Raw genomic sequence first — 19,897 nt, 5'->3', positions numbered from 1 at the left:
CGAATGCCATTCGGCCATTCGGCTAATGGCGCGTGTCGCGAGCCTGTGCGATGCTGACCGTAAATCAGCGTGCGGCGGCGCGAAGTTCAGCCTGACCTTGCTTTAGCGGCCTTCGTGCGCGACGGCGGTTTGAAAAGCTTGACGGTGCGGATCGCCTGATCGTCGCTGCGCATCACTTCGACCTTGGTGTCTCCGATGTGCACGCAGACGTCGCCGTCGGGGATGTCTTCGAGGATTTCGAGAATCAGGCCGTTCAGCGTTTTGGGGCCATCGGTGGGTAGCCCGAGTTGCAGCCAGCGGTTCAGCTCGCGCAATGGCATGCTTCCCGCGACGATGCATTCGCCCGCCTCGTTCCAGCCACCGCGCGAGCTGGCGCTACGCGGAATCGACGTGGTGAATTCGCCGATCAGTTCCTCGATGATGTCTTCCGGTGTGACGAGGCCTTGCAGTTCGCCGTATTCGTTGACGACGAGCGCGATGCGTTGCCGGCTCTCCTGAAAGTATTGCAGCTGCTGGAACACCGGCGTGCCGCTTGGCACGAAGTACGGCTCGGCGAGCAGCTCGCGCAAGGTATCGCGCTCGAGCTCCTGGTTGTGCAGCGCTGACAGCGTCTTGCGCACGTGCAGCACACCGAGCACGCGGTCGATGTCGCCCTGGTAGACGATCAGCTTGTTGTGATAGCAGGTCTCCAGTTGATGCAGGATCTGTTCGAACGGGGCATCGAAGTCGAGGGCCTCGATACGGCGACGCGGGATCATCACGTCATCGACGGAGATGTTTTCGAGGTCGAACAGGTTCAGCAGGATGCTGCGGTGCTTGGTGGGCATGAAGCTTCCCGACTCGAGCACGATGGTGCGCAGTTCTTCGGTGGACAGCCGCTGGTCGCGCGCGCCCTTCGTGTTGATGTGCAGCACGCGCAGGATGCCGGTCGCGAACAGGTTGACAAACCAGATCAGTGGTCTCGCGACGCGCATCAACGGCGCGATCAGCAGGCTCGCGGGTAGCGCGATTTTCTCGGGAAACGTCGCGCCGACGATCTTCGGTGTGATCTCCGCGAACACGATAATGAGGAACGCGACGATACCGGTCGCGATCGACAGCACGAGGCTATTGCGGCCGAACGTATGCAGCGCGAGCGATGTCGTCAGTACCGGAATGATCGTGTTGAACAGGTTGTTGCCGATGAGGATCACGCCGAGCAGCTGATCGGTTTTTGCGAGCAGGCCCTGAGTCGTCTTTGCGCCGAGCGTGTTCTTGCTGGCGAGATGTTTGAGGCGATGACGATTGAGCGCCATCATCGCTGTCTCGGAAATGGAAAAGAAGGCGGAGCAGACAAGTAGCAGAAGGACGGCGCCGATCTGCGCCCATAAGGGAAGTTGTTCCACGCGTCGTGAAAAATAAGGGAAAGGATGGAGAGAATATAGCAGAGGGGGCCGCGCGCTCCGGTGTGGACGACGGCTGACGCCGCTAGGACGACAACGTGGCAACGTACGCGCTGTGCCTGGCGAGCCGGAGGAAAGAAAGCGGCGAAGGGCAGCACGAGAGCAACGAAAAAAGCGCCGCGCAAAACGAAAAACCGCCCAGCAACGCTGCGGCGGTTTTGAACCTTGAGCTAACAAGGAGAATCTGGTCGGGGTGAGAGGATTCGAACCTCCGGCCTCTACGTCCCGAACGTAGCGCTCTACCAGGCTAAGCTACACCCCGATTGGGTACTGCTGACTCGATTCAGACTAATTCGGTGTTTCGGTCTCGTTCAAGACTGTCTTGCCGTCGAGTAAGAGCATAATTCTAGCAGGCTCTCTTTGAAAATGGAATGGGGAAACGACGAAATTGCTGCCGCGGCTGCCTGCGCCTCCTGTTTCGCGCACTCGAGCGTGTGATCCAGCGCGCCCGAGCGCGTGATCGCGTCGAAAATCGTATCGAAACGGTCGGTGCCACCTTGCTCGATGGCTTCGCGCGCGAGCGCCGACTGCTCGGGTGTGCCGCGTTCGATCAGATAGATGAGCGGAAGCGTCGGTTTGCCTTCGCGCAGATCGTCGCCGGCGTTCTTGCCCATCGACTCGGCCGTCCCCGTGTAGTCGAGCCAGTCGTCCATGATCTGGAACGCGGTGCCGATGCGACGACCGTACTCGGCGGCGGCGGCTTCGGTTTTCGCGTCCGCGCCGGCCAGCACCGCGCCGAGCTGGGCGGCCGCCTCGAACAACTTTGCGGTCTTGTAGCGGATCACCTGCATGTAACGGGCTTCGTCGACGTCGGCATCGTGCATGTTCAACAACTGCAGCACTTCGCCTTCAGAGATGATGTTGGTCGCCTCCGACAGAATTTCCATCACGCGCATCTTGCCCACGCCGACCATCATCTGGAACGACCGTGAGTAAAGAAAGTCACCGACCAGCACGCTCGCCGCGTTGCCGAACAGCGCATTGGCGGTCTGGCGGCCGCGCCTCAGGTCGGACTCGTCGACCACGTCGTCATGCAGCAGCGTGGCCGTGTGGATGAATTCGACGACCGCTGCCAGCTCGTGCCGGTGCCCCGTCGTATCGCCCAGCGCGCCCGCCACCAGCAACAGCAGCGCGGGCCGCAGCCGCTTGCCGCCGGCGCTGATGATGTATTCGGAAATCTGATTGATTAGCATCACGTCCGACGCAAGACGTTGCCGGATGACGCGATTGACCTGCTGCATGTCTTCGGCGATCGGAGCAAGCAGGCTGGCGACGTTGGGGGAGGTGGTGGCAGTCGACGACATGATGGCTGAATTGGGTAGTGCCGCGAATTATAAGGCGATCGGGGCGCTTCCGGGTCGTCGGCTGCCGCGTGGATGCGTTCCGCATGGCGCGCGGGGCGCCTGCCAAGGCCGTCTGCGGGGCGCCGCGCGTCGCAGGTATGCCATCTGCGAGCGCCTGCGAGGGAGGGCAAAGCCGGACGGTAGACGGTTTGGTAAGCAGGTTTTGACCGAGCAGCTAACTCTATGTATAATCGACAGTTTCCGCGCGCGGTGCGTGGGAAAAAATGAATACAGAGTGAGGTTCTCAATGTACGCGGTCATAAAAACCGGTGGCAAGCAGTACAAGGTTGCCGTCGGCGAAAAACTTAAAGTAGAACAGATACCGGCAGACATTGACGCTGAAATCACGCTCGACCAGGTTCTCGCAGTGGGCGAAGGCGAATCGATTAAGTTCGGTACGCCGCTGGTCAGTGGGGCTTCCGTCAAGGCTACCGTCGTGTCGCAAGGTCGTCACGCCAAAGTGACGATCTTCAAGATGCGTCGCCGGAAGCACTACCAGAAGCATGGCGGCCACCGCCAGAACTATACCGAACTGCGCATCGACGCGATCAACGCGTAAGCGCACCGGTTAAGGAGCAAATCAAATGGCACACAAAAAGGCAGGCGGATCGTCCCGAAACGGCCGCGACTCCGAGTCGAAGCGCCTCGGCGTGAAGGTTTACGGCGGCCAGGCTATCAACGCTGGTGGCATCATCGTGCGTCAGCGCGGTACGCGCATGCACGCTGGCGAGAACGTCGGCATGGGCAAGGATCACACCCTGTTCGCGCTGAAGGACGGCCACGTCCAGTTCTCGACGAAGGGCGCGGCGAAGAAGCACACCGTTTCCGTCGTCCCGGCAGCCTGAGTTTAATCAGGCACGGGCTTCAGGACCGGAAAAAGGCCCCGCGAAGTTCGCGGGGCCTTTTTTTATTGCGGCGCCCCTTTAGCTTGGCGCCCAAGCCGCGCAGCCGACCGCTCCTCATCGGCGGACTATGCCGTTCGGTCGATTGATCAACGCGCGGCGCGCGCGGCAAAATAGCAGCATCCAATCAGTATCAACCCCTGCATCGAATCGGGCAGTACACCACGGGACGGAGTAACACATGAAGTTCATTGACGAAGCGAGGATTGAAGTCATCGCCGGCGACGGAGGGGATGGCAGCGCGTCGATGCGCCGCGAGAAGTTCGTCCCGTTCGGCGGCCCCGATGGCGGTGACGGCGGCCGGGGCGGCAGCGTGATCGCGGTGGCTGACCGCAACATCAACACGCTGATTGATTACCGCTACGCGAAAAAACATCTGGCGCGCAACGGCGAAAACGGCCGCGGCTCGGATTGCTACGGCAAGGGTGGTGATGACATCACGCTGCGCATGCCGGTCGGCACCACCATCACGGACATGGAAACCGGCGAGCTGATCGCCGATCTGACCGAGCACAACCAAAGCGTGCAAATCGCGCAAGGGGGAGCCGGCGGCCTCGGCAACCTCCATTTCAAGTCCAGCACGAACCGCGCGCCGCGTCAGAAGACCGACGGCAAGCCGGGCGAGCGCCGCATGGTCCGCCTCGAACTGAAAGTGCTGGCCGACGTCGGTCTGCTCGGCATGCCGAATGCGGGCAAGTCGACGTTTATCTCGTCGGTGTCGAACGCGAAGCCGAAAATCGCCGATTATCCGTTCACCACGCTCGCGCCGAACCTCGGCGTCGTGCGCGTCGGGCCGAGCCGCAGCTTCGTGATTGCCGACATTCCGGGGCTGATCGAAGGCGCGGCGGAAGGCGCCGGCCTAGGCCATCAATTCCTGCGTCACCTGCAGCGCACCGGGCTGCTGCTGCACATCGTCGACATCGCACCGTTCGATGAATCGATCGATCCGGTCGCCGAAGCGAAGGCGATCGTCAACGAACTGCGCAAGTACGACGAAGAGCTTTATCAGAAGCCGCGCTGGCTTGTGCTGAACAAGCTGGACATGGTGCCTGAGGACGATCGCGAAGCGCGCGTGGCGGCGTTCCTCGAAGGCTTCGGCTGGGACGGTCCGGTGTTCGAGATCTCGGCGCTGACTGGCCAGGGCTGTGAAAATCTTTGCTACGCCGTGTTCGACTATCTCGCCGAGCACTCCGACGCGCAACGCGCGGCCGAAGCCGAAGACCTGGCCTCCGACGTGCGTTTCCGCGACGGGACGCAAGTACCGGCCGCGACCCGCGAAGCCGGCACCGATCCGCAGGAATAACAACTCGAGCGCCGGCGCCAGCGGCGGGTGCCGGTATGCATCACGCGTCATCTTGGGAGACAGCGCACAATGCGTTCCGTCATCGCAGATTCACGGCGATTGGTCGTCAAAGTCGGTTCGAGTCTCGTCACGAACGACGGGCGCGGCCTCGATCATGCGGCGATCGGCCGCTGGGCCGCGCAAATTGCCGCACTGCGCGCGCAAGGCAAGGAAGTGGTGCTGGTCAGCTCGGGCGCGATCGCCGAGGGCATGCAGCGGCTCGGCTGGACGAAGCGGCCGCGTGAAATCGATGAGTTGCAGGCGGCCGCGGCGGTCGGTCAGATGGGTCTCGCGCAAGTGTACGAAAGCCGCTTCGCCGAACATTCCATCCAGACTGCGCAGATCCTGCTTACTCACGCTGACCTTGCTGACCGCGAGCGCTATCTGAACGCTCGCTCCACGCTGCTCACGCTGCTGGGGCTCGGAGTTGTACCGATCATCAACGAGAACGACACGGTCGTCACCGACGAAATCAAGTTCGGCGACAACGACACGCTCGGCGCGCTGGTTGCCAATCTGATCGAGGGCGACGCGCTGATCATTCTGACGGACCAGCAAGGCCTCTTCACCGCAGATCCGCGCAAGGACCCGACCGCGACACTCGTCCAGCAAGCCGACGCCGGCGCGCCCGAGCTCGAGGCGATGGCGGGCGGTGCGGGCTCGAGCCTCGGCCGCGGCGGCATGCTGACCAAGATTCTCGCTGCGAAGCGTGCGGCCCATAGCGGCGCCAATACGGTGATCGCGAGTGGGCGCGAGTCGGACGTGCTGGTGAGACTGGCGGCCGGCGAGGCGATCGGCACCCAACTGATCGCGCGCACCGCGCGCATGGCGGCGCGCAAGCAATGGATGGCCGATCACCTGCAGGTGCGCGGCCACGTCGTGATCGATGACGGCGCGGTCGAAAAACTGACCGCCGGCGGCAAGAGCTTGCTGCCGATCGGCATCGTCGGTGTGCAGGGTGCGTTCGCGCGCGGCGAGGTGATCGCGTGTCTGAGCGCGTCAGGCCGCGAGGTCGCACGTGGTTTGACGAACTACAGCAGCGCGGAAACCAAACTGATCCAGCGGCGTCCGAGCGGCGAAATTGAGTCAGTGCTCGGCTATATGCTCGAGCCCGAACTGATTCATCGCGACAATCTCGTGGTGCTTTGATCTGCGAGGCGGCGCGCATATCGCGCGTATGAAGAGCCAACAATAAAGCCGTTCCAGCGCAGGCTGGAACGGCTTTTTAATCGTGACGTATAAGCAACGGCGCCTGAGCCGGGCGCGCGCCGCGCAACCGGCCTCAATGAATCTGCGACGTCTGCGTGCGCTTGTAACGAATGTTCTCGACGATGTGCTGCGCGCTGCCGGTCGGAATCTTGTTGGCGCACATATAGTCCTGATACAACGCGGCCTGGTACGCATTCAGCGCGCCGTTTTCTATCCGCGAAAACGGGTTTGCGACCGTCGTATCCCACCCGTCGTGATCGGCGTTCAGGCCCGCATACTGACGCCATTCATACGTGTCGCAACGGATGCCCTCGTAATTGACGTTGCGCGCACCGCCCGGGCTCGTGACGACCACCGTGTAACGCACCACGCCGTCGTCGCCGACGCTGACGGACTTCGGGTCGATCGCAAATTGCAGCGGCGTATTGCCGGAGACTTCGAACGGCAGCAGGTTCGCGTCGGAGGGCAGCGGCGGCAACGTGTCGACCTTGTTTTCAACCCAGTTGCTCTTGCGATCCAGCAGATAGGTGAACTCGCTGTCGTCTTTGTTGGTCGGTTTGCCGGCGCTCGAACAGCCTGCCAGCAGGGCGCCGGTGGCGACGCACGCCACGGCGAATGCAAGTGCTTTCAATCTGATTCCCTCGAGAGACAGACGAGGCTCGAAAGCCGCGCCAGAGAGAGGCGGCGCGAGCCGCCGCCTGGAATGGTTAATCGCGCACGCCTCGTCGGACTAACGGGGCGACGGCCTCGTCGGCTTCGGCCGTTTCGCGCTCATCCTCCGATCTCATGTTGGCATCCGGTGAGCCGGGACCGCAATCCGGCGCGACCAGCACGTGCGTCGAAGTTTCGACGCTGACCGAAGTTACGGTCGTGACGGTGGTGACCACCGTGCTTACCGTGGAATCCGGCGGGCTTTGCATCGACGACGCTATCCGGGGATAACGCGACCCATGATGCCCGCCAGGTTTTTCCGCACGCGGCGCAGGCCGGCGCATGAAACGGGACAGCTCCGTTAGCGCCAACTGATACACATCCCGCTTGAACTCGATCACACAGTCGAGCGGCACCCAATACTCGTTCCAACGCCACGCATCGAACTCAGGGTGGTCGGTGGCGCGCAAACAGATGTCGCAGTCGCGTCCTACCATCCGGAGCAAAAACCAGATTTGTTTCTGGCCGCGGTAATGACCGCGTACTTCGCGCTTGATGAACTTGTCAGGCACCTCATAACGCAACCAGTCGCGCGTGCGACCGATCACCTTGACGTGCTCAGGAAGCAGCCCGGTCTCTTCGTGTAACTCCCGATACATCGCTTGCACGGGGGTCTCACCATATTTGATGCCCCCTTGCGGAAACTGCCAGGAATGTTCACGGAGTCGTTTGCCCCAAAACACCTCGTTGTGCGCGTTCAAGAGGATGATGCCGACGTTCGGGCGAAAGCCTTCACGATCCAGCATACAACCACCTTCGAATCCTTTAAAATTGCTTTGATTATAAACAGATAACGGACCCTACGCACCGAATCGCATCAGAATGGAGCGATTCGCCGCAACAGGCCCGGGTTTGCGGTAGCCTGTCGGTTTTCCGTGCCTATCCCCTGTGAGAGAGGCTTTGCGCGGCGGTTTCGGCGCCGCACGGGGGCAGGGCGCCGCCAGTCGGGCGAACCCTGCCGGCTTCGCCGCGGATGTGTGTCGATTTCCCTCATTTTCCCCTTTTCTGGCGGTCCAACCGGAAGCCGCCGCTTTTGGACACCTTGAATGAAAGCTTCCCGTTTCTTTATCGGCACTCTCAAAGAAGCGCCCGCCGACGCCGAAATCATCAGCCACAAGCTCATGGTGCGCGCGGGCATGATCCGTCGCGTCGCCGGCGGTATCTATAACTACCTGCCGGTCGGCCTGCGTTCGATCCGCAAGGTGGAAGCGATCGTGCGTGAGGAAATGAACCGGGCGGGCGCCATCGAGCTGTTGATGCCGGCCGTGCAGCCGGCCGAACTGTGGCAGGAATCGGGGCGCTGGGAGAAGTACGGTCCCGAGCTGCTGCGCTTCAAAGACCGCAAGCAGGCCGATTTCGTGATGGGCCCGACGCACGAGGAAGTCGTCACCGACATCGCGCGCAACCAGATCAAGAGCTATCGCCAACTGCCGGTCAACTTCTATCAGATCCAGACGAAGTTCCGCGACGAGATCCGTCCGCGTTTCGGCGTGATGCGCGGCCGCGAGTTCATCATGAAAGACGCGTACTCGTTCGACAAGGACGCGCAGGGTCTGCGCGAGTCGTATCGCAAGATGTACGACGCGTACGTGCGCATCTTCACGCGCCTCGGTCTGGACTTCCGCGCGGTGGCGGCCGACAACGGCTCGATCGGCGGCAGCGGCTCGCATGAGTTCCATGTGATTGCCGACACTGGCGAAGACGACATCGCGTATTGCCCGACCTCCGATTTCGCCGCGAACGTCGAGGCGGCCGAAGCGCTACCGCTGATCGCAGAGCGCGCGGCGCCGGCAGAAGAGATGAAGAAGACCGCGACGCCCGGCAAGGCGAAGTGCGAGGCGGTTGCCGAACTGCTGAACATTCCGCTCGAACGCACGATCAAGTCGGTCGTGCTCGCCACCGAGAACGAAGGCGCCGAGCCGACGATCTGGCTGCTGATGCTGCGCGGCGATCATGATCTGAACGAGATCAAGGCGGCCAAGCTCCCGGGCCTCGGTAATGTCCGCATGGCGACCGAAGCCGAGATCGTCGAGACGTTCGGCACACCGCCGGGCTATCTCGGTCCGATCAACACGAAGAAGCCGGTCAAGGTGATCGCGGACCGCACGGTCGCGAACATGAGCGACTTCGTGGTCGGCTCGAACGACGTCGACTATCACACCACCGGCGTGAACTGGGGCCGCGACCTGCCGGAGCCGGTCGTCGCCGACATCCGCAATGTGAAGAAGGGCGATCCGTCGCCGGACGGCAGGGGCGTGCTCGACATCTGCCGCGGCATCGAAGTGGGCCACGTGTTCCAGCTCGGCACCAAGTATTCCGAAGCGATGAACGCGGCCTGTCTCGACGAAACCGGAAAGCCTCGGCCGATGGAAATGGGCTGCTACGGCATCGGCGTCACGCGGATTCTCGGCGCCGCGATCGAACAGAATTTCGACGACAAGGGCATCATCTGGCCGGAGTCGATTGCGCCGTTCGAAGTCGTGCTGTGCCCGATGGGCTATGACCGCAGCGACGCGGTGCGTGAGCAGGCCGACAAGCTGTACGCGGAACTCGTCGCGGCCGGTATCGACGTGATCCTCGACGATCGCGGCGAGCGGCCGGGCGTGATGTTCGCCGACTGGGAACTGATCGGCGTGCCGCATCGACTGGTGATCGGCGACCGTGGTCTGAAGGACGGCAAGATCGAGTATCAGGGCCGTCGCGAGGCCGAAGCGACGCTGCTGCCGGTCGCGGATGCCGCGCAGACCGTGATCGGCAAAGTGCGCGCGGCGCTGGCGAACTAAGCGGAGCGGGCGGTGGAGTACACCTTCCTGTCCGCGACGGTGCTGCTGATCCTGATCACCGATCCGCTCGGCAACATCCCGATCTTCGTCAGTTGCCTGCGAGGTGTGTCGCCGGAGCGTCGCACGGTCGTGATCCTGCGCGAGGTCGCGATCGCGTTTGCGATCCTGCTGGTGTTCATGATGCTCGGGCAGAGCTTTCTGCGCATGATGAGCCTCAGCGACCAGTCGTTGCGGATCGGCGGCGGCATCGTGCTGTTTCTGATTGCGCTGCGCATGGTGTTTCCGCATCCGGACGGTCCGTTCGGCGGCGACGCGCGCGGCGGCGAGCCGCTGATCGTGCCGCTCGCGATTCCTGCGCTAGCGGGTCCGTCGGCGTTGGCGACGGTCATGCTGCTGACCTCGCAGGCGCCGGGCAAAACGTTCCAGTGGGTCGGCGCGCTGACCGTCACGATGATCATCTGTGCGATCGTGCTGATGCTCGCCGAGCGCATTCAGGCGTGGCTCGGTGAACGTGTGATGGCGGCGTTCGAGCGGCTGATGGGGCTCGTGCTCGTCGCGATTTCAGTCGAGATGATGCTCGGTGGAATCCGCTCTTTCGTGCACAAGCTGTGAAACGCGAGCCGGTGCGCGCATTGCCACCGTCGCAGCCATAAAAAAGCAGCCAGGCAGGCTGCTTTTTTTTCGCCGGTGGGGCGGGGCGGATGCCCCGCTCACGCTCCCTCGGTCAACGCCCGAATGGTCGGCAGGTTGCGCCAGTAGCCCTTCGCATCCATCCCGCAGCCGAACACGTACCGGTCCGGCACTTCGAAGCCGCAGTAATCGGGGCGCAGCGGTTTCGCCTTCGGAATGATCTTCTCGCACAGCACCGCGGACAGGAAGCGCTTCGCGCCCATCGCAAGGATGCGGTCGCGGATTGCGGCCATCGTCTCGCCTTCGTCGAGGATGTCGTCGAGCACGAGCACCACGCGATCCTTGACCGACTCGGCCGGCGCGACGCGCCATTGCATCTCGTTGCTGCCCTTCGTCGTATTGCGGTAGCGCGTCAGGTGGATGTAGTCGAACTCGAGCGGGAAATCGAGGTGCGGCAGCAGCATGCCGGTGAATACCGCGGCGCCGCCCATCACCGACAGCACGAGCGGGAAGTCCTCGCTCATCTCGTCGCGGATGGCAGCCGCCATGCGGGCGATCGACGCAGTGACGTCCGAGGCCGAAACTATCTCTTCGGAGTGTTGAAAAATATGGAAGGCTTCTTCGCGGTTCATGACGTCTGACGGACGGTAACTGTATACATAGTGTGAGTGGCAACGTCCCGAGAGACGTTCCCGCGAGGGACGGCGCAATGCGCTACAGAATAAACCCGCACAATGCCGAAGTCAGCCGCGCCGCACTCGGCGCGAGCGCGCGCCGGTCCCATCAAGCTTAGCGCATGCCGGGCATCATGCCCTTCATGCCGCGCATCATCTTCTGCAGGTTGCCGCCCTTGAGCTTCTTCATCATCGTGCGCATCTGTTCGTACTGGTTCAGCATGCGGTTGACTTCCTGCACCTGCACGCCCGCGCCCGCGGCGATGCGGCGCTTGCGGGTCGCCTTGATCAGTTCGGGCTTGGCGCGCTCGGCCGGCGTCATCGAGTTGATGATGCCTTCCATGCGGCGCATCTGCTTCTCGGCCTGACTCATGTCGGCGCCGGCCGCGGCTTGCTGAAACTGCGCGGGCAGTTTGTCCATCAGCGACGACAGGCCGCCCATGCCCTTCATTTGCGTGAGCTGAGCGCGGAAATCGTTGAGGTCGAAGTCGCCGCCTTTCTTGACCTTGTCGGCGAGCTTCTGCGCGGCCTGCACGTCGACGCCGCGCTGCGCTTCCTCCACCAGCGCGAGAATGTCGCCCATGCCGAGAATCCGGCTCGACATGCGGTCCGGGTGGAACACTTCGAGGCCGTCGAGTTTTTCGGCGACACCCACGAACTTGACCGGCTTGCCCGTCACGTGACGCACCGAGAGCGCCGCGCCACCGCGCGAATCACCGTCGAGCTTGGTGAGCACGACGCCGGTGAGCGGCAGCGCGTCGCTGAACGCCTTCGCGGTGTTGACCGCGTCCTGGCCGAGCATCGCGTCGACGACGAACAGCGTTTCCGCCGGCTTCAGCTCGGCGTGCAGCGCGGTGATTTCGTTCATCATCACCTCGTCGATACCGAGACGGCCGGCCGTGTCGACGAGCAGCACGTCGTGATAGTGGCGCTTGGCCCAGTCGAGCGCGGCGCGGGCAATGTCGACCGGCTTCTGGTTCAGCTCCGACGGGAAGAAGTCCGCGCCGACCTGCTCGGTCACCGTTTTCAGCTGCGCGATGGCGGCGGGACGATAGACGTCGCACGAAACGGTCAGCACCTTCTTCTTGTACTTCTCGCGCAGCAGCTTGGCGAGCTTGCCGACCGTAGTCGTTTTGCCGGCGCCCTGCAGACCCGCCATCAGGATGATCGCGGGCGGCGCGACGGCGAGATTGAGCTCGGAGGCCTTGCCTTCGTAATCGCCGCCGATCACCGCGGTCAGTTCGCGCTGCACGACACCGACGAGCGCCTGACCCGGCGACAGGCTGGAGATCACTTCCTCGCCGAGCGCCTTCTCCTTGACCTTCGCGATGAACTCGCGCACGACGGGCAGCGCCACGTCGGCCTCGAGCAGTGCGAGACGCACCTCGCGCAGCATTTCCTGGGTGTTCGCCTCGGTGAGCCGGGCTTCGCCGCGCAGCGTCTTGACGACGCGCGCCATCCGTTGAGTCAGATTGTCGAGCATGGGGAGCGATGAACGGTGGGGCCCGCGCAGCGCGCGAAGCGCAAGACGTCGCGGAGTAGGGCCCTAGTGTAAACTTCGAATATGGATATTGTACTGTATGCCCTCACCGCGCTTCTCTATGGCGGTCTTGCCGTGGCCGGCTGGCGCTCGCACCGGCACGCGGCCGTGCGGCCGCTGCTCGAGAGCGTGCCGCCGCTGCCCGGTCATGCCGCCAACGCGGGCGCTCTGGTGGCCTCCGGCATGAGCGCGCCCGGGCGCGCGCTGCTGTTCGTCGCGCTGCTCGCTCACGGCGTGCTGCTGCATACCACGATCTTCCCGCAGAACGCGATGGTGTTCGGCTTCGCGTTCGCGCTGTCGGCGATGTTCTGGCTCGGCGCCGGCATCTACTGGATCGAGAGTTTCTTTTTTCCGCTCGACGGACTGCGCCTGCTGGTATTGCCACTCGCGTGCGTCGCGTCGCTGCTGCCGCTCGCGTTCGGCGGCGTGCGCGTGCTGCCGTATGCGGCCGCGCCGATGTTCAAGCTGCACTTCCTGATTGCGAATATCGCGTACGGTCTGTTCGCGATCGCGGCGCTGCACGCGGTGCTGATGCTGGCGGTCGAGCGGCGTCTGCATTCGATGCGCGGTGGTCTCGCGCAAAGGCACGCGGCGGCGGACAATGGCTGGTGGTCGAGTTGGCTCGACGCGCTGCCGCCGCTGCTCACGCTCGAGAAGCTGCTGTTCCGTCTGATCGGCGCCGGCTTCGTGCTGCTCACGCTGACGCTGCTGTCGGGCATCCTGTTCAGCGAGCAGCTGATCGACCGCGCGTTGCGGCTCGATCACAAGACCGTGTTCGCGATTCTTTCGTGGGTGATGTTCGGCGCGCTGCTGACCGCGCGCAAGGTGTCCGGCTGGCGCGGCCGTGCGGCATTGCGCTGGGTGCTGGCCTCGTTCGTCGCGCTGTTGCTCGCGTACGTCGGCAGCCGTTTTGTTTTCGAGGTGCTGTTGCACCGGCCCGTGGTGTGAGTGTCCCCATGCGACAAATCTTTTTGCTGATTCTGCTGTTCCTCGTCGGTCAATGGCTCGTGAAGGCGCTGCGCCGCCACGACGCGCAATCCGCGCAACGCACCGGTGCCGGCGGCGCCAACGCTGCCGGCAGCGCGAATGGCGGCGCGCGTTCTTCGAATGGGCAACAGCCGCAGCTTGCCGAGCCGATGATCCGCTGCGTCGAGTGCGGCGTGCACGCACCGAAGAGCGACTCGGTCAGCGTCGCGGGGCAGGCGTTCTGCTGCGCCGCGCACGCGCAGCGCCACGGCGCGCGTCCGAGCGGCCGCGACGCCCGATGAGCGGCGCGTACACCGTCGATGCCGACGGTTGGGTTCCTGCCGCACGCAAGCTTGCCTCGCCAAACTTCGAAGCGCGGCCGCAAGGCGCGCTGCCGACGCTGATCGTCGTTCACAACATCAGCCTGCCGCCGAACCAGTTCGGCGGCACCGCGATTGCCGAGCTGTTCGAGAACGCGCTCGACTGCAACACTCACCCGTACTACGACACGCATCTGCGCGGCGTGCGCGTGTCCGCGCATTTCGTGATTCATCGCGATGGCGCACTCGAGCAGTTCGTGTCGTGCAACGAGCGCGCGTGGCACGCGGGGCCGTCGAATTTTTTCGGCCGCGAGCGCTGCAATGATTTCTCGATCGGCATCGAGCTCGAAGGCAGCGACACCACCGCCTTCGAAGCGGCGCAATACCGCACGCTCGCCGGGCTCGTCAGAGCACTGACGGCACGCTATCCGATCGACGCGCTTGCCGGCCACTCCGACATCGCACCCGGTCGCAAGACCGATCCCGGTCCGTATTTCGAGTGGCCGCGACTGCAGCGCGACACGTTGCTCGACGGTCGGTATTTCCCCTATCTCAAGTTTTCCGAAACGCGGTAATCCCTTCGCACGATCTTGCGTGATCCAGGGAGAACGAGGCGCAGCCTGCTTCTCCGGGGAGCTTCTGCGCGCCGCGTGAAGCAAAAGTCAAGACTGCGAGCGCAAATAAAACCTTTTGACCTGTCTCGAAACTCCACTATACTTGGTGCCGACAACTGAGTTTCACACTATATCTTGTGTTGTGCTGTGAATAACCATGTGCATAACCGAGTGAATAAGAGTGGATAAGTCTGCGGCGTCCCGCTCCCCGAGCCTGGCACCGCAAGCATTCCAGACAGCGAAAAAAATTCCTGGGGCGCAGCCGGTAGGGGATCTCCGGCCGCATCCAGAAGCATTCAGGAAAGGACCAGCCAGTGATCGCGACCGACCCGATGAAGACCGTCATCAAATCGAACCAGGCTTCCTCACAGTTGCATCCCGCCAACCGGCGTAGCCGGCCTTCCTGCACCTCATCGCACGCTCACGCGGCGGCGCGGCGTTCGATTTAATCCGCGGCACTCGCCGCAATATTTCCAAGACCAGGAGCTTTGCACATGCAAACCACCGACAACGTCACGACCCGTTACGAGGGCTCACCGACTGGCCAGGCCTTCGGCCAGACCCAAGGCGCGCAGGCGCTCGCGCCGCAAGCGAATTACGCCGACTACAAGGTGATCCGCCGCAACGGCAGCGTGGTGTCGTTCGAGCCGTCGAAAATCGCGATCGCCGTGACGAAGGCGTTCCTCGCCGTCAACGGCGGTCAGGGCGCGGCGTCGGCACGGGTGCGCGAACTGGTCGAGCAACTCACGCAGAACGTGGTGCGCGCGCTGGTGCGCAGCCGTCCGAATGGCGGCACGTTCCATATCGAAGACATTCAGGATCAGGTCGAACTCGCGCTGATGCGCGGCGGCGAACACAACGTCGCGCGTGCTTACGTGCTGTATCGCGAGAAGCGCAACCAGGCGCGCGCGCATGACGCTCTTGAAGGTCAGACAGCGGAAAGCGCCAGCACCCCGGGCCTGAACGTGACCGACAACGGCATCACGCGTGCGCTGGACATGGCTGCGCTGCGCGGCATCATCGAGTCCGCGTGCGCGAACCTCGGCGAGGCCGTAAGCGCCGAGCCGATCGTCGCGGAAACGGTGAAGAACCTGTACGACGGCGTGCCGATGAGCCAGGTGTACGACTCGGCGATCCTCGCTGCCCGTACGATGATCGAAAAGGACCCGGCCTACAGCCAGGTCACCGCGCGCATCCTGCTGCATACGATCCGCCGCGAGATTCTCGAAGAGGAAGTCACGCAAGCCGAGATGGGCGAGCGCTACGGCGAGTACTTCCCGCAGTTCATCAAGCGCGGCGTGCAAGCCGAGCTGCTCGACGACAAGCTGCTGCAGTTCGACCTGAAGCGCCTCGGGGCCGCGCTCGACGCGAACCGCGACCTGCAGTTCGGCTACCTCGGTCTGCAGACGCTGTACGACCGCTACTTCCTGCATCACGACAACGTGCGTATCGAAATGCCCCAGGCATTCTTTATGCGTGTCGCGATGGGTCTGTCGCTGAACGAGATCGACCGCGAAGCGCGCGCGATCGAGTTCTACAACGTGCTGTCGAGCTTCGACTTCATGAGTTCGACGCCGACGCTGTTCAACTCCGGCACGCGCCGCTCGCAGCTGTCGTCTTGCTACCTGACCACGGTCGACGACGACCTCGACGGCATCTACGAAGCGCTGAAGGAAAACGCGCTGCTGTCGAAGTTCGCCGGCGGCCTCGGCAACGACTGGACGCGTGTGCGCGCGCTCGGCTCGCACATCAAGGGCACCAACGGCAAGTCGCAGGGCGTGGTGCCGTTCCTGAAGGTCGTCAACGACACGGCGGTCGCCGTGAACCAGGGCGGCAAGCGCAAGGGCGCGGTGTGCGCGTACCTCGAATCGTGGCACCTCGACATCGAGGAATTCCTCGAGCTGCGCAAGAACACCGGCGACGACCGTCGTCGCACGCACGACATGAACACCGCGAACTGGATTCCCGACCTGTTCATGAAGCGCGTGATGGAAGGCGGCGACTGGACGCTGTTCTCGCCGTCCACCTGCCCGGACCTGCACGACAAGTTCGGCGCCGAGTTCGAAACGGCTTACACGGCTTACGAAGACAAGGTCGCCCGCGGCGAGATCAAGCTGTTCAAGAAGATCCCGGCGGCGCAACTGTGGCGCAAGATGCTGGGCATGCTGTTCGAAACCGGCCATCCGTGGATCACGTTCAAGGATCCGTGCAACGTGCGCTCGCCGCAGCAGCACGTCGGCGTCGTCCATTCGTCGAACCTATGCACGGAAATCACGCTGAACACGAGCGACGCCGAAATCGCCGTCTGTAACCTCGGCTCGGTGAACCTCGTCGCGCACCTGAAGGAGCAGGCCGACGGCACGCTCGCGCTCGACCACGACAAGCTGAAGCGCACGGTCAGCGTCGCGATGCGCATGCTCGACAACGTGATCGACATCAACTACTACGCGGTCGCCAAGGCGCGCAACTCGAACCTCAAGCACCGTCCGGTCGGCCTCGGCATCATGGGCTTCCAGGACTGCCTGCACGTGCTGCGCACGCCGTACGCGTCGCAGGAAGCGGTCGAGTTCGCCGATCGCTCGATGGAAGCGGTTTGCTACTACGCGTACTACGCGTCGACCGAGCTTGCCGAACAGCGCGGCCGCTACTCGAGCTACCGCGGTTCGCTGTGGGATCGCGGCATCCTCCCGCAGGATTCGGTGGCGCTGCTCGCCGAGGCGCGCGGCGGTTATGTCGAGGTCGATTCGAGCGAGTCGATGGACTGGCCCGCGCTGCGCTCGCGTATCTCGACCTACGGCATGCGCAACTCGAACTGCGTGGCGATCGCGCCGACCGCGACGATCTCGAACATCATCGGCGTGTCGGCGTGCATCGAGCCGACCTATCAGAACCTGTACGTGAAGTCGAACCTGTCGGGCGAGTTCACGGTGGTCAACGACTACCTGGTGCGCGACCTGAAGGCGCGCGGCCTGTGGGACGAAGTGATGGTCGCCGACCTGAAGTACTTCGACGGCACGCTGTCGCGCATCGACCGCATCCCGGCCGACCTGCGCGCGATCTACGCGACCGCGTTCGAAGTCGATCCGGTGTGGCTCGTCGAGTCGGCTTCGCGTCGTCAGAAGTGGATCGACCAGGCGCAGTCGCTGAACATCTACATGGCGGGCGCATCGGGCAAGAAGCTCGACGAGATCTACAAGCTCGCATGGCTGCGCGGACTGAAGACCACCTACTACCTGCGCACGATGGCGGCGACGCACGTCGAGAAGTCGACGGTTGCGCACGGCGCGCTGAACGCGGTGAGCTCGGGTCATGACGGCTCGGGTGGCGCGGGCGGCGCGGCAGGCGGCTTCGGCGTGGGCGGCGGCGCGGCGGGTGGTGTGGGCGGCGGCTTCCAGGCTGCTGCAGCGGTCGCAGCGACTGCCGCGGTCGCGCTCGACGCGGCACCCGAAGCGGATGGTCCGGTCTGCATGATGCGTCCGGGCGATCCTGGCTTCGACGAGTGCGAGGCTTGCCAGTAAAGATTGGCAAGCAGCGGGAGCGATGCTTGCTGACTGCACGCGAGGGTCGTAGGTGGTGATCCGCAGGCGGTGAGCGACACGCCCCGTCGATGAAGTAGAAAGCAGGTCGACGAGCGGTGAGCAGTATCGAAGTCTCACCGCTCGTCGATGCAGTGAAGCAATCCAGCCGTTGGCAACACCAGACGATCGCTCGACATGGCATCGCACCTCGACCGCCAACGCTGACGCAACACGCTCGACACGGCTCACCGCCGACTCTCGCGATGCGCGGCTCGTGCGGCATCGATCAGTCCATCGATCAGTGGGCGGATGTCGCGAACGCACTGCGCAATACATATAGATAGAGCAACGAAACGTCGTGTCGAAACGTTGCTCTTCGAGTTCGCGAAGGACCTCGGCAACACATGTTCAACACGCGTTCATCACGCGTCACTCGATGCGTCACTGGATGGGTCACACGCAGCATGTCGAACAAAGTGTTGTATGAACGTAGCAACGCGAATCGAAAACAGGAATTTTCGCGAGTGAACTCTTTTATCGCTCGTGAAAAGATGGTACAAACCGTTCTAAATTGATGGTGACATTTATGCTCAACTGGGATGACGAGGTCACTGCCGTAACTCCCTCGAGCGCGACGCAACCGAACGTGTTGCGCAACGCTGCGGGGTCGGCTGTTGATTCGCAAATCGGAACGCGTTCCGCTCCGCATGCTCCCTCCGCTCAAGAAGTCTTCGCGAACGACGTCGCTGTCGCTCCCGTCGCTCATATTGGCAACGCGGTTGCCAACGCGGCGGCCGCTTCCGAAGCGCGCGTCAATGTCGCCGACAAGCGCATCATCAACGGCCAGACTGACGTCAATCAGTTGGTGCCGTTCAAGTACAAGTGGGCCTGGGAAAAGTATCTGGCGGGTTGCGCCAACCACTGGATGCCGCAGGAAGTGAACATGTCGCGCGACATCGCCCTGTGGAAAGACCCGAACGGGCTGACCGAAGACGAGCGCCGCGTCGTCAAGCGCAACCTCGGCTTCTTCGTGACGGCAGATTCCCTCGCCGCCAACAACATCGTGCTGGGCACCTACCGCCACATCACGGCGCCCGAATGCCGCCAGTTCCTGCTGCGCCAGGCGTTCGAAGAGGCGATCCACACGCACGCTTACCAGTACATCGTCGAGTCGCTCGGTCTGGACGAGGGCGAAATCTTCAACGCGTATCACGAGGTCCCGTCGATCCGCGCGAAAGACGAATTCCTGATTCCGTACATCCACGTGCTGACCGACCCGGCCTTCAAGACCGGTACGCTCGAAGCAGACCAGACGCTGCTGCGCTCGCTGATCGTGTTCGCCTGTGTGATGGAAGGCCTGTTCTTCTACGTCGGCTTTACGCAAATCCTGGCGCTCGGCCGCCAGAACAAGATGACCGGCGCGGCGGAGCAGTACCAGTACATCCTGCGTGACGAGTCGATGCACTGCAACTTCGGCATCGACCTGATCAACCAGATCAAACTCGAAAACCCGCACCTGTGGACGGCCGAATTCCGCGCCGAAATTCGCGCGATCTTCCAGCAGGCGGTCGAGCTCGAATACCGCTACGCCGAAGATACGATGCCGCGCGGCGTGCTCGGCCTCAACGCGTCGATGTTCAAGAGCTATCTGCGCTTCATCTGCAACCGCCGTTGCCAGCAGATCGGTCTCGATCCGCTGTACCCGAACGAGGAAAACCCGTTCCCGTGGATGAGCGAGATGATCGACCTGAAGAAGGAACGCAATTTCTTCGAGACGCGAGTGATCGAATATCAGACTGGCGGTGCGCTTTCCTGGGAGTAAGCCGGGATTCGTATCGCGGATGTATTCATTGATGGGGATGCCGCCGCCTGTGGCCGCGGCGCCCCGGGTTAGGAGCAGAAC

The 19,897-nt window shown here is 63.0% G+C and carries 18 protein-coding genes and 1 tRNA gene; 12 read left to right on the top strand and 7 right to left on the bottom strand.

The genetic code is table 11. The features are described from left to right. Positions 1-86: 86 nt before the first annotated feature. On the bottom strand, positions 87-1,385 hold the full coding sequence (locus tag F6X37_RS01055; RefSeq protein WP_187610008.1) for an HlyC/CorC family transporter: 1,299 nt from the start codon (positions 1,383-1,385) through the stop codon (positions 87-89). Positions 1,386-1,497: 112 nt separating this feature from the next. On the opposite strand from F6X37_RS01055, the gene F6X37_RS37825 reads away from it, so the two are divergent. Beyond that, positions 1,498-1,611: a hypothetical protein gene (locus tag F6X37_RS37825; RefSeq protein WP_410451179.1), complete on the top strand. Its 114-nt coding sequence runs from the start codon at positions 1,498-1,500 to the stop codon at positions 1,609-1,611. 16 nt (positions 1,612-1,627) lie between these two features. Here F6X37_RS37825 and F6X37_RS01050 read toward each other — a convergent pair. Together F6X37_RS01050 and F6X37_RS01045 are read right to left on the bottom strand one after the other, a co-directional pair. Next, positions 1,628-1,704 (bottom strand) — tRNA-Pro (locus tag F6X37_RS01050). Between the two features lie 49 nt (positions 1,705-1,753). Then, complete coding sequence (locus F6X37_RS01045) at positions 1,754-2,746, bottom strand: polyprenyl synthetase family protein (protein ID WP_026229109.1); 993 nt, start codon at positions 2,744-2,746, stop codon at positions 1,754-1,756. A gap of 286 nt (positions 2,747-3,032) precedes the next feature. On the opposite strand from F6X37_RS01045, the gene rplU reads away from it, so the two are divergent. From rplU to proB, 4 genes are all read left to right on the top strand, one after another. Next, the gene (gene rplU / locus F6X37_RS01040; protein ID WP_007180329.1) at positions 3,033-3,344 is read left to right on the top strand and encodes a 50S ribosomal protein L21; all 312 of its coding nucleotides are present in this window, start codon (positions 3,033-3,035) and stop codon (positions 3,342-3,344) included. Positions 3,345-3,369: 25 nt separating this feature from the next. After that, on the top strand, positions 3,370-3,630 hold the full coding sequence (gene rpmA, locus F6X37_RS01035) for a 50S ribosomal protein L27 (RefSeq protein WP_008923994.1): 261 nt from the start codon (positions 3,370-3,372) through the stop codon (positions 3,628-3,630). Positions 3,631-3,868: 238 nt separating this feature from the next. After that, positions 3,869-4,990 (top strand): Obg family GTPase CgtA, encoded by a 1,122-nt coding sequence (gene cgtA / locus F6X37_RS01030; RefSeq protein WP_184051016.1) that lies wholly within the window; start codon positions 3,869-3,871, stop codon positions 4,988-4,990. Positions 4,991-5,059: 69 nt separating this feature from the next. Further along, positions 5,060-6,178 (top strand): glutamate 5-kinase, encoded by a 1,119-nt coding sequence (proB, locus tag F6X37_RS01025; RefSeq protein ID WP_184022882.1) that lies wholly within the window; start codon positions 5,060-5,062, stop codon positions 6,176-6,178. Between the two features lie 133 nt (positions 6,179-6,311). Here proB and F6X37_RS01020 read toward each other — a convergent pair whose 3' ends face one another. Then, positions 6,312-6,869, bottom strand: a complete 558-nt coding sequence (locus tag F6X37_RS01020) for a CNP1-like family protein (RefSeq protein ID WP_184058542.1) — start codon at positions 6,867-6,869, stop codon at positions 6,312-6,314. A 76-nt stretch (positions 6,870-6,945) separates the two neighbouring features. Further along, entirely contained in the window at positions 6,946-7,695 is a 750-nt protein-coding gene (locus F6X37_RS01015; RefSeq protein ID WP_090801927.1) for an RNA pyrophosphohydrolase, read from the bottom strand. Between the two features lie 300 nt (positions 7,696-7,995). Here F6X37_RS01015 and F6X37_RS01010 point away from each other — a divergent pair, with 300 nt between their 5' ends. Both F6X37_RS01010 and F6X37_RS01005 read left to right on the top strand, forming a co-directional pair. Continuing rightward, positions 7,996-9,732, top strand: coding sequence for a proline--tRNA ligase (locus F6X37_RS01010; protein WP_187610007.1), 1,737 nt, complete (start codon positions 7,996-7,998; stop codon positions 9,730-9,732). Between the two features lie 12 nt (positions 9,733-9,744). Then, positions 9,745-10,344, top strand: coding sequence for a MarC family protein (locus F6X37_RS01005; RefSeq protein ID WP_187610006.1), 600 nt, complete (start codon positions 9,745-9,747; stop codon positions 10,342-10,344). A 98-nt stretch (positions 10,345-10,442) separates the two neighbouring features. Here the strand turns inward: F6X37_RS01005 and F6X37_RS01000 are convergent, their stop codons facing one another. Both F6X37_RS01000 and ffh read right to left on the bottom strand, forming a co-directional pair. Beyond that, complete coding sequence (locus F6X37_RS01000; protein WP_184058538.1) at positions 10,443-10,994, bottom strand: hypoxanthine-guanine phosphoribosyltransferase; 552 nt, start codon at positions 10,992-10,994, stop codon at positions 10,443-10,445. 157 nt (positions 10,995-11,151) lie between these two features. Then, a complete protein-coding gene (gene ffh / locus F6X37_RS00995; RefSeq protein WP_187610005.1) occupies positions 11,152-12,519 on the bottom strand; it encodes a signal recognition particle protein in 1,368 nt (455 codons plus the stop codon). 81 nt (positions 12,520-12,600) lie between these two features. Between ffh and F6X37_RS00990 the strand changes: the two genes are divergently transcribed. From F6X37_RS00990 to F6X37_RS00970, 5 genes are all read left to right on the top strand, one after another. Then, on the top strand, positions 12,601-13,524 hold the full coding sequence (locus F6X37_RS00990) for an inner membrane protein YpjD (protein ID WP_187610004.1): 924 nt from the start codon (positions 12,601-12,603) through the stop codon (positions 13,522-13,524). A gap of 8 nt (positions 13,525-13,532) precedes the next feature. After that, entirely contained in the window at positions 13,533-13,844 is a 312-nt protein-coding gene (locus F6X37_RS00985) for a PP0621 family protein (protein WP_187610003.1), read from the top strand. Next, positions 13,841-14,437: a 1,6-anhydro-N-acetylmuramyl-L-alanine amidase AmpD gene (gene ampD, locus F6X37_RS00980; protein ID WP_187610002.1), complete on the top strand. Its 597-nt coding sequence runs from the start codon at positions 13,841-13,843 to the stop codon at positions 14,435-14,437. Before F6X37_RS00985 ends, ampD begins: the two co-directional genes overlap by 4 nt. A 533-nt stretch (positions 14,438-14,970) precedes the next feature. Then, positions 14,971-17,994, top strand: coding sequence for a ribonucleoside-diphosphate reductase subunit alpha (locus F6X37_RS00975; RefSeq protein WP_187610001.1), 3,024 nt, complete (start codon positions 14,971-14,973; stop codon positions 17,992-17,994). A gap of 586 nt (positions 17,995-18,580) precedes the next feature. Further along, positions 18,581-19,816, top strand: coding sequence for a ribonucleotide-diphosphate reductase subunit beta (locus F6X37_RS00970; RefSeq protein WP_187610000.1), 1,236 nt, complete (start codon positions 18,581-18,583; stop codon positions 19,814-19,816). Positions 19,817-19,897 lie beyond the last annotated feature (81 nt).

The sequence above is a fragment of the Paraburkholderia sp. 31.1 genome (genome assembly GCF_014397645.1).
GTDB lineage: Bacteria > Pseudomonadota > Gammaproteobacteria > Burkholderiales > Burkholderiaceae > Paraburkholderia > Paraburkholderia tuberum.
This window is presented reverse-complemented; position numbering and strand designations above follow the sequence as displayed.